Origin of the sequence: Streptomyces sp. DT2A-34, from assembly GCF_030499515.1 — a bacterium.
In the GTDB taxonomy this organism is placed as follows: domain Bacteria; phylum Actinomycetota; class Actinomycetes; order Streptomycetales; family Streptomycetaceae; genus Streptomyces.
On record NZ_JASTWJ010000001.1, the window covers coordinates 7,056,483 to 7,069,635 of the forward strand.

Here is a 13,153-nt window from a genome sequence, read left to right on the forward strand (position 1 = left end):
TGGTCCAGCCCCCCTTACGTCCTTCGCGCGTGCAGCAGCAGGATCGACGCCAGCGACGGTCTCGCGCAGGCCAGCCGGTCGAGGGGCCGGAGGGGACGCGGTACGCCGTGGAAGGGCGCGCCCGCGAGGCGTACGACCTCGAAACCGGACGCGGCCACGAACTCCCGCAGCGCACGGGCGGTGTAGAGCCGCAGATGCCCCACGACCTCCCGCCCCGGCCGGCCGTGGATGGCCCGCAGGCTGACCTCCGAGAACACCGGCTGCACCCCGGCCAGCAGCAGGGCGCGGTTGTACCAGGCGGCCAGGTTCGGCGTGGAGAGCATGAGGTGGCCGCCGGGGCGCAGCACGCGGCGGATCTCGTCCAGGGCGGCGTCCGGGTCGACGAGGTGCTCGATCACCTCGCTGAACAGCACGGCGTCGGCGGAACCGGACCCGAACGGCAGGCCGCCGCCGGTGAGTTCACCGCGGACGGCGTACGGGACCCGGGTGCGGGCCCGGCGCAGGGCGTCCTGGGACCAGTCGATGCCGACGATGCGGTGGCCGGGGAGGAAGGGGGCGGCGGTGGCCGCGGCGGTGCCGTCGCCGCAGCCGATGTCGAGGATCGTGCGGGTACGGCCGTCGGCGGTGGCCGGTCCCAGGGCTTCGGCGAGCATGCGGGCCTGGCGGCGGCTGCGGGGGGTGCCGGAGGCGACGGGGACGGCCGGGTTCTCGTAGAAGTCGCGCAGGTCGGGGGGTTTCACCGGGGTGGTCGTCACGGGGTCACCTCCGTGGTGTGCAGGTAGTGCTCGAAGAGGTCGCGGAGGTGGGCGCCGTCGCCGTGGCTGAGCAGGGCGCGCGACCAGCGCAGGGCGAGGTGGAGGCGGCCCGCGGTGGAGGCCGTGGTGACGGTGAGGCCGCGGGGCATCCGGGCCGGCGCCGAGAACCACACGGCGTGCGCGCGGCCGGCCTCCTCGCCGAAGTCCAGGGGGTACGGGATACGGCCGATGTTGCTGAGGAGGGTGGTCGAGGTCCAGGGCGCGGCGGCTCTGCGCAGTCCGCGGGTGAGGGCGGCGCGGACGGCGACGGGGGCCCACGGGGCGGTGAGGAGGGAGGCGCCGTGGCCGAGTTGGGGGCGGGGGAGGGACTTGAGGGCGCGGGTGCGGGTGGCTGTGCGGTGCAGGAGGGCGGGCATGTGGTCGGGGTCGTGCGCCGCCAACTCCTCAGGCGTGAAGGGGACTTCGACCAGGCGGGTGCCGTTTCCGATGGGCATGGTGGTGTCGCGGGGGCGGTCGTCCACGGGCATGGTGATGCGCAGGGGGCGGGGGTGGGCGCCGTGTTCTCTGTTCCAGTGGGCGATGGTCAGGGCGGTGGTGACCATGAGCTGGTCGTTGACCGTGTAGGGGGAGCCCTTGGGGCGGTGGGGGAGGGGGAGTTCGGTGACGAGCATGCCGTTGCCGGGGGAGGGCTCGGGGGTGCCTTGCGCTACCCGCGCGGCGTGGGACCAGTTGGAGGGGAGTTCCTCGGTGGGGGGTTGGGGTTCGGTCGTGCGGGTGGGCGGGGCCGCGGGGGAGTTGTCCTGGCCGCCGTACAGCTCCGCGGCGGTGGCGAGGACGCGGAGACAGGCCGGGCCGTCGAGGGCGGTGTGGTTGATCGTGAGGAAGAGCACGGTCCCTTGTGCCGTGCGTGGCGGCGGACCGTCGGCTCCGCGCGGCTGGACACCTACGGCATCGGTCGCCTCGCTCCCCTCGACCGGCCCGCTCCCCTCCACCACCTCCAGCCGTATCGGCGGCGACAGGGACAGCGGCGGTGCCTCCGTCAGCGCCCGCGTCCGCGCATCCCGCAACGTGTCCCGGCCCGGCGCCGGAAAGCTCACCACCTCCACGTCCGGCTCCGCCGTCAGCTCCCACTCGTACCGGCGCCGATACCACCGCCCCGGCGCCTCCCGCACGAGGATGCGAGGATGCCGGCGCAGCGCCTGAGCGAAGGCCGCGCGCAGGCGCCCCGCGTCCAGCCGCCCCGGAAGGTGCACCTCGATGTGCACCGTCTCCGGCTCCTCCTCCTGGAGGCAGTGCCGGGCGACCTCGTCCACGACCGGGAACGGGACGCGTACCGGCGGACGCAGTGGACCCTCGGCACGTGCGGGCTGCTGCAGTGCGGTCATGTGGCCTCGCCCTTCCGGGTGTCGTCGGGCTCCGGAGTGTCGTCGGGGCGGCTCGGCCGGAACCTCGGCTTGCCGAACCCGATGCGCGCGGTCGGCGGATCCGGGTCCGGCCCGCCGGGGCCGCGTGCGGAGACGGTCGGCCCCGACTCGGTGCGGGGACCCGTCGGCCCGGGCGGCTCGGCCCCCAGCGGACTGCGCCCCCGCTCACGCTGCGGCAACGGCCGCGTCGGCGCTTCGGGGGCGCCCGCCGTAGCACCGCCTCCAGCACCCGCCGGAACACCGCCTCCAGCACCCGTCGGAGCTCCGCCTCCGGCGACAGCCGGCACCCCGACCGCCCCCTCCCGCTCCCACTCCCGCACACTCACCACACCCGCGAACAACCCGACCAACGCCAGCAGTTGAGCCGCCGGACCGAAGGCGCCCTCTTCCGCGCCCACCGGCTCCCCGGCCCCCACCGCCGCGGCGATCCCCGCCCCGGCGAGCGCCACCACCGCGATCGGCACCAGCAGCGCATGCCGGCGCCACGCCACCACCGCCAGCGCGGGCACCAGCAGCGCGAACCACCCGGCGATGAACACGCCCACCACCGTCACGGCCACCGTGCCCAGCCACAGCCCGGGCAGCGGCGGGGCGACCTGCGGCTCGTCGGGATTCGGCGCCCGCCGGCGCCACAGCGCCAGCCCGGCCAGCAGCGCGAGCGCCACCGCACTGCCGATCAGCCCGCCCTCGTACAGCACCGCCGGCTCGTACGACAGCTCGACCGTGCCACCGGCGCCCGCCGGAATCCGCCAGCCCTGCTGCCAGCCGTCCAGCCGTACCGGCGACAGTTCCTTGCCGTCCAGCGTGGCGCGCCAGCCGTCGTTGAAGTTCTCGTACATCGTCAGGTAGCTCGCCGCCCCCGTGCCGACCGTCACCGCGCGCCGGTCGCCGAGCCAGTCCCGTATCCGCAGCTCACGCCCTGCCGTCGCGGCCTCGGAGACCGTGCCGCGGGTCAGGGTCACGTCGGTGAGCGTGAGGGGTCCGCCGTCCCCGGCCTCGACCCGATGGTCACCGGCCGACAGCGACAACTCGGCTTCCTCACGCCCTCGCTGGCAGAGCGTCACGTCGATCTGCCGCCGCTCCGTCAGATCCCGTACGGTCCCCCGCGCGCTCGTCTCGTACAGGTCCCCGTCCACCGACACCACCGGTCCCTTCCCGCACGGCAGCGAGAACGGCCGGGATTCTCGCGGCTGTGGGGTGCGGTACTGGTCGAGGGCCGGGATGTAGGCCTCCGTCAGGCCCGCGGGCAGCTGCAGGTCCTCGTCCACCATCGGGTTGTAGAGGGTCAGCGGCGCGGTCTGCGTGATCGTGATGTCCAGGCGGTCGGTGGTGATGGGGGGAAGCGGACCCAGCCGTTCTCGTCGACCCCGGCGATCACCGCACCGTCCGGGGAGCTGATGTGCACCTCGGTCGGACGCGTGGTGAGGCCGCCTGCCGGTGCGAGCACGATCTCTCCCACCGCCTGCTTTCCGGGCCAGCGCAAGTGGATCGTGGGCCGGTCGCCCGCGATCCACGCCGTGGTCAGGTCGCCGTCGGTGAGGTTGCGCGGGGACAGGCCCGTCCCCAGTCGCGCCGTGGAGTCGGCGGTCGCGACGATCCGGTTCTGCTGGTCCGGCGCCACCTCGTACAGCAGCCGGTCCAACTCCTCGCCCGGCACCGGCACCGCGCTCGCCCGCATCTCGTACGTCCCCGCGGTGGACGTGGTGAAGCTCCGGTGCAGGCCGGCCTCCGTGCCCGTCGGCGACAGCCCGGTCGGGTCGGCCGTACGGGACAGGGAGACGATCTCGGCGGCGGCCGAGGAGTCCTCGGCGTCGGTGGGCAGCCGCAGCAGCCGGGTCACCTGCACGTCCGGCAGGGCGATCTCGGAGAAGCCGGCCCCGGTCAGCCCGCCCCGCCGCGACACCGAGTCCGTGATCGTCAGCTTCATCCAACTCGTCGCGCCCGCAGGCGCCTTGACCGACTGCGTCGAGCCGTCCGGCCGGAGGAAGGAGCTCACCGACCCCTTCTCCGTCTCCACCCGCACCCGCGTCGGCGCCTCCCGCACGCCCTCCTGCGGCAGCGGCGTCACCTTGAACGACGTCGGCATGTCGTACGACCCGCCCGCGAAGGCGATCCGCAGCCACTCCCCGTCCGGCGAGCCCTCCGAGCCCTCGGTCCAGGCCGTGTCCGGGTTGCCGTCGAAGGCGTTCACCGGATCGAACTGCGGGAGATGGAAGAGCCAGCTGCCGTACGAGGACGCGGTCACCGCGCGTGCGCCGCGCAGCTCGGCCACCGTCTGGTGGTCGAGGCCGCTCGTCGGCAGGATCTGGTGCGGTTTCTCGCCCGCGTCCTGGGCGGCGTCCGGCGCGTTGCGCTCCTCGCGCGTGTACGTGTACGACGTGTTGGCGTTGATCAGCCCGAACCGCGTGTCCGCGCGCCGCAGCCCGTCGCCGACCACCTGTACCTGCGGTGAGCCGAGCCCGGGATGGTTGTCGCCGGTCAACACACTCGCTCGGCCGCGCAGTTGGGACGCCAGCGGCAGCAGTGCCTCCGGACCGCCGGACACCACGGCCGTGTCCGCGACCGGCTGCAGCCCGGCCTGGTGCGGGCGCGGCACGTCCTCGCTCACCGGCTTGTAGATCTCCACCGCCCGCTGCCGTGGATACAGCCCCTCCACCTGGAGCGGGGTGCCCGGGGCGATCGTCCCGCCGGTCGTGACCGGCCCGAGGCCGGTCACGCGCTCGTACCCGGACTGCTCCAGGGTCCGCTTCACCGTCGTCGTCGGCACCTGACCGATCTGGTCGGGGTCGAGGTCGTTGCGGACGACGACGTAATAGACCCCCGCCCGACTCAAGTAGTCGGCCAGCCCCGGCACTTCGCCGCCGGTCGTCAGTGCCTGCTCGACGGCGTCCATGGCGCGCCGGTTGCCGGGGGTGCCGAAGGGGACGTAATCCCGCTGTGCCCAGCGGGAGTTGGCGACGACGTCCAGGGGCTGGTCGATGGTGGAGCCCCAGCTGTAGATGCCGTGCGCGGTGGCCGGGACGACGAGGGCGCGGGCGTCGGGGGAGTACTTCTCCATCCAGTCGGCCGTGGCCTGCCAGTACTTGGGGATCTCCTTGAAGGAACCGGGGTTGAGGATCGAGCCGTTGAGATACGGCCACATCAGCCCCGGCAGCACCAGCACGGCGGCGATCAGCGGCGCCGACCGACGCCCCCGCACCGGCCGCGCCCCGCGCGCCTCGGCGGCCACGCCCACCAGATGGGCGAGCCCCAGCACCAGCGCCAGGGCCAGCCCCGTCTGGAACTTGTAGATGTTCCGGAAGGGGACAAGACCGCCGTCCAGCCAGTCCTGTACGACCCCGTGGAAGGGGGCCCCGAACGCCCCGCCGTACCCGGCGAGCAGGATCAGCGCGACCGTCACCACGGTCAGCACCAGCCACCGCCGCTCCGGCATGTCCCGCCGGGCCAGCCCGGCGAGCCCCAGCCCGGCCGCGAGCGCCGAGCCTACGATCACGACGACGGACGCGGCGACGGTCCACCCGGCCGGCAGCCAGGCCTCCCCGAAGTGCAGATAGGCGACCCAGTTCCCGGCGCCGCGCAGCGCCTCCGCCGCCGACATGGTCTCGGTGGTGGTCTGCGAACTCTCCACATACGGAAGAAAGTTCTCGCCGTACGTGCCGAGCAGCAGAAGCGGGATCACCCACCAGGCGGTCGCCAGGACGACACCCGGCACCCACCACGCGATCAGCTTCCGCTGCCGTGGCCCGGGCGGGCGGGAGAGCAGATACAGCCCGACGGGCAGCAGCGAGGCCAGCGTGGAGGCGGCATTGACGCCGCCCATGAAGGGGATGATCAACGCCGACCGCAGGGCGGCGACGCGCGCGGCATACCGCTCATTGGTCAGCGGAAGCAGCACCCACGGCAGAACGGCACCCGGCAGCGCGGCGGCGGACGTGGACCCGACCACGATGGTGAAGACGGGCCAGAGCGCATACACCACGGCACCGAGGAGCCGCGACGCCCCGCTGCCCACCCCCAGCCGCTCGGCCAGCCGCAGCGCACCCCAGAAGGCCACCGACACGATCAGCGACAGCCACAACCGCTCCGCCAGCCACACCGGCAGCCGTACGGCGTCGGCCAGCCAGTAGAACGGCAGCATCGGCCACAGATAGCCCGAGTACTGGTTCTGGATCCCGCCGAAGCTGCCCTGGTCGGACCACAACTGCCCGAGGTCGGACAGGAACCGGCCCGGATCGACGGTCACACCCAGCTTGGTGTCGAACGTCTGCCGCCCCGGCCGCACCGCCAGCAACAGCACGAACACCACGGCCCAGAACCCCAGCAGCCAGCGCCGCGACCGCGGCCCCTCCGGCGGACCGGAGGCGGGCGCGGAGGTGGGCACGGCTGCCGGGGGAGGAGCCTGGACCGTGGTCGTCGTCATGGTGGACACCGCCTGAGGATGAGGAGGAGGTTCCAGGTGGCGAACTCGCGCAGGCCGGGCACCTTCACGACGCCCTCCGCGAGGAACGGCCAGTAGCGGGAGCGCGCCGTGACGATCTCCACGTCGTCGCGGGCGCGGACCTGCCGCAGGGTGGCGCCGATGTGCACGGCGAAGAGGTTCTCGCCGAGGGTGTGCTTGGCGGGCCGCCCGGTACGGCGCTGGTAACGGGCGCGGGCCCGCTCGGCGCCGAGGTAGTGCCAGGGCGCCCACTCATGGCCGCCCCAAGGGGACAGCCAGTTGGTGAACGACACGTAGATCAGCCCACCGGGCCGGGTCACGCGCGCCAGCTCACTGAGGAACGTCTGCGGATCGGCCACATGCTCCAGCACATTGGAGGAGAAGGTGACGTCGGCGACGCCGTCCCGCAGGGGCAAGAGATACCCGTCGGCGACGACGGCCCCGTCGGGAGGCTTCTCCCCGAGCTCCGCCACGTCCGGCTCGAAGAGGTAGGCATGCGCACCTCGCCGCCGGAACTCCTCGGTGAAGTACCCGCCGCCACCGCCGACGTCCACGACCGTCTGCCCGGCAAGGGGACCGTAGTAGGCCTCGACCTGATTGACGGAGTCGCGGGCAAGCAAGGAGTAGCAAGGTTCGGGATCGGCCTGCTCATGGACGAAGGCCCGGAAGAGAGCGAGAGAACGCCGAAGAGACGGATCCTTGAAACCCCGGTGCGGTGATGCCGTTAAGGGGCGCGGGGCTGTGATCGATTTGCGGCTACCGCCGCGTGGGCGCGACCAGCCACGACGGACCGCCACTCGCGAGACGGCCTCACCAACACGGCGTTTAGGCGTCACGGCGCCGCACCGCCTCCGCGGCCACGGCACGGAACTGCGTAACCGTCCGATCCCAGCGATAGCGCGCCGCCCGATCCCGCGCAGCCTTCCCCATCAACTCCCGCCGATGCCCGGACAACGCAAGCGTGCACCAGGCAGCCGCGAACGACGACTCCCCGGCGGCAAGCACACCCGTCTCCCCGTCCACGACGGAATCCCGCAGCCCGGGCACGTCGAAGGCGATGGTCGGCGTCTCGCGAGTCGCGGCCTCGGTGACGACGAGGCCCCACCCCTCCACGGCCGAGGGATGAAGCAACAGCCATGCCGCACACAGCAGCCGATGCTTCTCCGCCTCCGACACATGACCGACGAATTCGACGCCGGGTCCGGCGAGTTGTTCCAGGGGCGACCGCTCGGGCCCGTCCCCGACGATGACGAGGCGCCCGCCGGTGACGGGCCGCACCCGCTCCCACAATCGCAGCAAGAGGTCGATCCGCTTGTACTCGACGAGCCGTCCTACGGCCACGAACAGCGGCTCCGGCGAGCGGTCACCCAGCGGGCCCGGTTCCTCGACCCCGTTGTGCACCACACGGATGCGCTCCCGCTCGACGCCGATCCCGCGGAGCGCCTGCGCCGTGGACGGGGAAACGGCGACCATCAGGCTCCGATGCTGCGCACCAGTAAGCGCCCAGTGCTCAAGTCTTCGGCCGAGCCGAGCCGCAGGCGCCAACGCCCCGCCGAACCGCATCTTCCACAGATCGGTATGCACATGGTTGACCAGGCACAACGTCGGCCCGCGATGCCAGAGCGGGGCGAAGTACGGCATCCCGTTGCACACCTCGACCAGCAGATCGCAGTCGCCGACCTGACGGGCGAAGGCGGATCTGGCGCGCAGGTAGTGGCCGTAGGAACCACCGGCCGACACGACCCGGTAGTCCCGGTACGCCGCCGGGCCCCCGCACAGCAGGGTGACCTGGTGGCCGAGCCGGGTGAGCCCGTCAGCGAGGCGGTCGACCAGCAGCTCGGAGCCGCCGGCGGCCTCGTTGCCCAGGTCACGATGGGCGAGGAAAACGATTCGGCGCGGATGTGGGGGGAGCGCCGGAAGGTGCTGCTGCGACGCCCAGGGGAGGGTGGCGCGCAGGGGGGAAGGCACGTGCTGGGGCATGGGTGCTCCAACTCGTCTCAGGGTGCGGAACTCAGCGTGGGGGTGGGGGAGGGTTCGGGTTCCCGGAGGGTTTGGGTTCCCGTGGGGGGATTTCGGGGGTTCTAGGTCGCTGTGGGTCGTTGTGCGTGGGGTGTGGACAGGCTGTGTCCGGGTGGGGTTGGACAGTTTTCGCCCAGCCGTTCGCCACGGCTACTCACCGGCGTGACAATTTCGGGCTTTATTAGAGCTGACGTCACGTCACATTGTGAGCGAGGGCTGGGGCATCTCGACCGTAGCCGGTGATTCCGGACGCCTACGCCCCCATACCACCAAAACGCCACCCACCACCGCAATCACGAAACCCGCCCCAGCGGCCCCGACCGGCAACGTCTCGCCCACCACGCGCAGCAGACCGCTGTCCCGCTTCGCCTGCCGCACGGCCTCCTTCTGCGTGGCCGTGGTGAACGAGATCTTCTCGCTGTCCAGCAGCACCGCGGCGTCCTTGTCGCCGCCCGGTGCCCGCAGGGTGCGGCGCGGGCCGGTCTGGGCGTAGATCACCCGGCCGGTGCGCTGGTCGACGACCAGTTTGAACCCGTGGTTGGAGTACCACTCCTCGGCCAGCACCTGCGGGCGCTTCGGCTCGTCGACGAGGCTGCCGGGGACGAGCCGGCTGCCGACCTTGCGGGGCGCGACCGTGCCGGTGAACCGGTATCCCGTGTACCCCTGGATCTTCTCGGTGCCGTCGTACCGCATGGTGATCGCGGTGCCGCCGGTGTTGTCCCACCACTGGTAGGAGCGCTTCTCCACGTCGAACGGGAACTTCAGATAGGCCTCGCCCTCGATGTACGGCGTCTCCTTGCAGCAGTGCACCGGTTTCGTCGTCCTCCGGTCCATCACCCAGCGGTGCGGGGTGAAGTCCAGCGCGTCGTGCGGATCGGCGGCCGGCAGCGACTTGTCGGTGTCGACGGTGGTGATCACGTCCCATACTGCGTTGCCGCTGCGCTCACTTTCGGCCACATTGCCGCGCACCCGCTGGGTGACGGTGATCTTCTGGTCCGGCACGGTCTTGATCTTGTCGGTGTCGAAGACGCTGCCGGTGCCGGTGTAGACGGCGGTGGTGTCGATGTCGATGGGGTTCACGGCGGCACGCGGGGCCACGTACCAGGCCAGCATGGGCGCCAGTACCAGCAGAAACGTGCCGATGCCCAGCAGGATCAACGAGAGAGGTGAGGCTGTACGGCGCATCCGGCACTCCTGGGGGATTGGCGCATGGTCGATGCACGCTCAGTGCACAGTCGGTGCACGGTCGTTGCCTGGCCGTTCTTGGGCCGGGAACCGTAGGCGTCCCTTGACGGAGTGTCAATGTCTTGACGTGCCGACCCGGCTTGTCGAGACTGAACCGACAGACAGGGGTCGGGATCAGGCTGGCACCACCGGGGTGGGGACGACCTCCGGATGCAGAGAGGCTGACCCTGCGATGTCCAGACTGCTCGCCGCCACGCTGACCGTCGCGCTCGCCGCCGTACTCGCGGTGGGTGCCGCGCTCGGCGTCGTCGCGCTGCTGGAAGCGGCACCCGACCAGCCGAACACGCCCTTGATCACATACGAGCAGGCGGGCCAGGGGAGTTGACCGTGGCAGCCACCCGCTCTACGGCCTCTACGCCCTCCCCGGCCGGCACCACGCGCTCGGCCTGGCGCGACGTGCCCCGCTTACAGGTGCGCCGTTTCGCGGAGCTGGCCTTGGCCGAGGCCCCGGCCCTCGCCGAGGAGATCCTGCGCGAGATCCGCCGCGAGTACCCGCATCTGCCGGTCGTCCTGGACGAGTCGGGCGAGCCGATGGCCATGGTCGGCATCCGGCGTGCGATCGAGGTCTTCGTCCAGCACCTGGAGGCCTCGGAGGGCCGCCCGACCGTCCCGCCGGGCGTCTTCCAGGAGTTCGGCCGCGGCGAAGGCCTGCACGGCCGCTCCCTGGACTCGCTCCAGGCGATCTACCGGATGGGCGTACGACTGGCCTGGCGTCGTTTCGCCGAGATCGGCCAGCGCGTCGACATTCCGCCGCCCGCGATGTACGAGCTGGTGGACGCGGGCTACGAGTACCTGGACGGCCTCGTCGACCAGTCGGTGCGCGGTTACGCGGAGGCGGCGGCACGCCAGGCCGGCGAGCGGTTACGCCTCCAACGCCGCCTGATGGAGCTGCTGTTGGCCGAACACCACCGCGGCGATCCGGCGGACGCCCTGTCCGAGCGGGCGGCCAGGATCGGCTGGCCGCTGCCGGAGAAGGTCGCCGTGGGCGTGCTGCTGCGCCCGGCGCGGGAGGCCGTGGCCCCGGCGGTGGGGCAGGGCGTCCTGCTCGACATGGAGTACGAGCAGCCGCGCATGGTAGTCCCCGAACCGGACGCCGCCGGCCGCCCCGAACTGCTGCACCGGGCCCTGACCGGCTGGGCGGGCGCGATCGGCCCCCCGGTCCCGCCGGCCGACGCGGCGAAGTCGCTGCGCTGGGCCGAGGCCGCCGTACGCCTCATGGAACGGCGGCTGCTGCCGGCCGGCGAGGTCCTCTACTGCACCGAGCACACGGAAGCCCTGGTCCTCCTTCAGCCGGAGGAACTGATCGACGACCTGGCCCTGCGGTGTCTGGCCCCGTTGGAGCACTGCGGGCCCACGCACGGCCGGCGGCTGGCGGAGACGTTACTGGCGTGGCTGGAGACCAGGGGCGGGGCGCCGGAGGTGGCGGCCCGCCTGGGCGTCCACCCCCAGACGGTCCGGTACCGCCTCCGTCAGATCCGGGAGTTGTGGGGCGACGAGATGGACGACCCGGACCGGCGGTTCGAGTTGGAGCTGGTGTTGCGGGCGCAGCGGTTGAAGGGGGTGCTGGGGGAGACGCGCCGATAGACGCTGCTCGGGTTGTTGCGCTCGGCCTGTTGTGCTCAGTCTGCTCTGCTCAGTAGCCGTAGCGGCTCTTCAGATGGCGCCAGAAGTCCCGGAGCATCCACTTGTCGAACTCGGTGATCTGTGTGGCGGATCCGGCGTTCATGAGGAAGCAGCACTGGCCGGTCGGCGTCCAGTCGTAGAAGTCGTCGAGCCCGAAGGTGTGGCCGACTTCGTGCAGGTAGATGTGGATGTTCTCCTGGCCGAGCGCGGAGGTGAAGTACTCCTGGCCGACCCGCTGCCCCCAGTCGCCGCCGGCACCGCCCTGGAAACCCTTGGTCAGCCAGAGCGACTGGTCGTAGTGGCGGGCGGCGCCGCCCGGGCACTTGGAGTAGTTGCCGTCCTGGTGGAAGAAGCGGCCGCAGTCGGGGGAACACTGCGGGGCGCCCCCGCCGTCCAGATTCCCGGCGTAGATGTCGACGGAGTTGTCGCTCCACTGGAGGGTGGAGCGGTTCTTGACGGCCCAACCGACGATATTGACCGGCACGTTCGTGTACGGCCAGGCGTTGTGCCCGGTGCCGTCGCTCTCGACCATGGCGGCCATCCACTTCCCGAACTGCTTCTTCAGCGCGGCGTGGATCTGGTCGCGCAGGGCGGCGCTGACGGGGGCGTCGGACTCCCAGCGGACGCAGTAGTTGACGCTGCCGCGGTTGGCCATGACCTGGTCCCAGCCGTAGTTGCGGAAGCCGTAGAGGTCGGGGTAGGTCGACTCGACGTGGTTCCAGACCTCGCCCAGGGGCTGGACGAGGTTGGCCGGCGGGTTCCACTGGTCGGCGGCCTGGGCGGGGGAGGCGGTGACGGCGGGCGCGGCGACCAGCGCGATGATCGCGGCGAGTACGGCGCCGAGCCGGGCGAGGCGGGTGCGCATGGTGAACTCCCTTGGTGGGGGACGGACTTCGGGACTTCACCTGCAGGTCGCCGCCGGGGTGGTGGAGGTTGCCCGCTGTGCGGCACTTGTGTGTGTCGGTCAGGTCGTCCGGCGGGCGGGCTCGGTGGTGCCCCTCGGCAGGCGGGCGGACGCGGTGCGCAGACGCCGGCCGCGTCGCGTCAGCCCCCACGGCTTCAGGACCGAGATCACCGTCATGAAGACGTACGCGGACAACGACACGATCGGCCCCATCATGAGGTCCCCGGCGTCGGGCAGCGCGCCGCCCGCGGCGACCGCGTCGACCGTGGAGCTCAGGCCGGGACGCAGGGCGAAGGCGGTGGCGGTGGTCGTGGCGAGGGTCAGCCAGAACTTGGTGTAGACCCACCGGTGCCGGGCCAGCCCCCACTGCATGCCCAGGGACAGCACCAGCCCGCTGACCAGCGTGAGGAACGCGACGGGCAGCAGGAGCCAGTCGGCGAACAGCTTCATGGCCCGCACCGACGCCTCCACGGTCACCGCGGACCCGGTGGCGGCCGCGGTGACCGCGAGCGCGAGCAGCCCGAGCGTGAGCCCGAGCCAGCTCGAGGCGGCGACGACATGGACGACGAGGGCGGCCCGGCGGGCGGCCCGGCTCAGTTTGACGGAGGACGTGGAGGACATGGCGGACGCGGGAGACGTGGAAGGCATGGAAGGCATGGAAATCACCGTGCCGGGCGCGAGCGGCGAGGACGTCTGACAGGGGGAGTAACCCCATGTACGTGCGTCGGCGTACCCGGAGACACTC

The 13,153-nt window shown here is 71.9% G+C and carries 9 protein-coding genes and 1 pseudogene; 2 read left to right on the forward strand and 8 right to left on the reverse strand.

Features of this window, described 5'->3' with window-relative positions:
- Positions 1-14: 14 nt before the first annotated feature.
- The 6 genes and pseudogenes from QQM39_RS31685 to QQM39_RS31710 all read right to left on the reverse strand — a co-directional run bounded on the left by QQM39_RS31685 (position 15) and on the right by QQM39_RS31710 (position 9,821).
- Complete coding sequence (locus QQM39_RS31685; RefSeq protein ID WP_302000962.1) at positions 15-755, reverse strand: bifunctional 2-polyprenyl-6-hydroxyphenol methylase/3-demethylubiquinol 3-O-methyltransferase UbiG; 741 nt, start codon at positions 753-755, stop codon at positions 15-17.
- Positions 752-2,140, reverse strand: a complete 1,389-nt coding sequence (locus QQM39_RS31690) for a condensation protein (protein ID WP_302000963.1) — start codon at positions 2,138-2,140, stop codon at positions 752-754. The genes QQM39_RS31685 and QQM39_RS31690 overlap by 4 nt, the downstream gene beginning before the upstream one ends.
- Positions 2,137-6,599, reverse strand: a pseudogene (locus QQM39_RS31695) (alpha-(1->3)-arabinofuranosyltransferase family protein). The gene QQM39_RS31690 and the pseudogene QQM39_RS31695 overlap by 4 nt, the downstream one beginning before the upstream one ends.
- Positions 6,596-7,363: a class I SAM-dependent methyltransferase gene (locus tag QQM39_RS31700; RefSeq protein WP_302003794.1), complete on the reverse strand. Its 768-nt coding sequence runs from the start codon at positions 7,361-7,363 to the stop codon at positions 6,596-6,598. The pseudogene QQM39_RS31695 and the gene QQM39_RS31700 overlap by 4 nt, the downstream one beginning before the upstream one ends.
- 79 nt (positions 7,364-7,442) lie before the next feature.
- Positions 7,443-8,597: a glycosyltransferase family 4 protein gene (locus tag QQM39_RS31705; protein WP_302000964.1), complete on the reverse strand. Its 1,155-nt coding sequence runs from the start codon at positions 8,595-8,597 to the stop codon at positions 7,443-7,445.
- Positions 8,598-8,834: 237 nt separating this feature from the next.
- Positions 8,835-9,821, reverse strand: coding sequence for a DUF3068 domain-containing protein (locus tag QQM39_RS31710; RefSeq protein ID WP_302000965.1), 987 nt, complete (start codon positions 9,819-9,821; stop codon positions 8,835-8,837).
- A gap of 232 nt (positions 9,822-10,053) precedes the next feature.
- Between QQM39_RS31710 and QQM39_RS31715 the strand changes: the two genes are divergently transcribed.
- Entirely contained in the window at positions 10,054-10,206 is a 153-nt protein-coding gene (locus QQM39_RS31715; RefSeq protein WP_302000966.1) for a hypothetical protein, read from the forward strand.
- A 2-nt stretch (positions 10,207-10,208) separates the two neighbouring features.
- A complete protein-coding gene (locus QQM39_RS31720) occupies positions 10,209-11,465 on the forward strand; it encodes a CdaR family transcriptional regulator (protein ID WP_302000967.1) in 1,257 nt (418 codons plus the stop codon).
- Positions 11,466-11,514: 49 nt separating this feature from the next.
- Here QQM39_RS31720 and QQM39_RS31725 read toward each other — a convergent pair whose 3' ends face one another.
- Both QQM39_RS31725 and QQM39_RS31730 read right to left on the reverse strand, forming a co-directional pair.
- Entirely contained in the window at positions 11,515-12,369 is an 855-nt protein-coding gene (locus QQM39_RS31725) for a hypothetical protein (protein WP_302000968.1), read from the reverse strand.
- A gap of 99 nt (positions 12,370-12,468) precedes the next feature.
- Complete coding sequence (locus QQM39_RS31730) at positions 12,469-13,056, reverse strand: DUF2269 domain-containing protein (protein WP_302000969.1); 588 nt, start codon at positions 13,054-13,056, stop codon at positions 12,469-12,471.
- Positions 13,057-13,153 lie beyond the last annotated feature (97 nt).

What these genes read in the sequence shown, in the direction of transcription:
- QQM39_RS31690 (WP_302000963.1), bottom strand. Translation starts at nt 2,140, where the DNA reads ATGACCGCACTGCAGCAGCCCGCACGTGCCGAGGGTCCACTGCGTCCG.
- QQM39_RS31705 (WP_302000964.1), bottom strand. Translation starts at nt 8,597, where the DNA reads ATGCCCCAGCACGTGCCTTCCCCCCTGCGCGCCACCCTCCCCTGGGCG.
- QQM39_RS31710 (WP_302000965.1), bottom strand. Translation starts at nt 9,821, where the DNA reads ATGCGCCGTACAGCCTCACCTCTCTCGTTGATCCTGCTGGGCATCGGC.
- QQM39_RS31715 (WP_302000966.1), top strand. Translation starts at nt 10,054, where the DNA reads ATGTCCAGACTGCTCGCCGCCACGCTGACCGTCGCGCTCGCCGCCGTA.
- QQM39_RS31725 (WP_302000968.1), bottom strand. Translation starts at nt 12,369, where the DNA reads ATGCGCACCCGCCTCGCCCGGCTCGGCGCCGTACTCGCCGCGATCATC.
- QQM39_RS31730 (WP_302000969.1), bottom strand. Translation starts at nt 13,056, where the DNA reads ATGCCTTCCACGTCTCCCGCGTCCGCCATGTCCTCCACGTCCTCCGTC.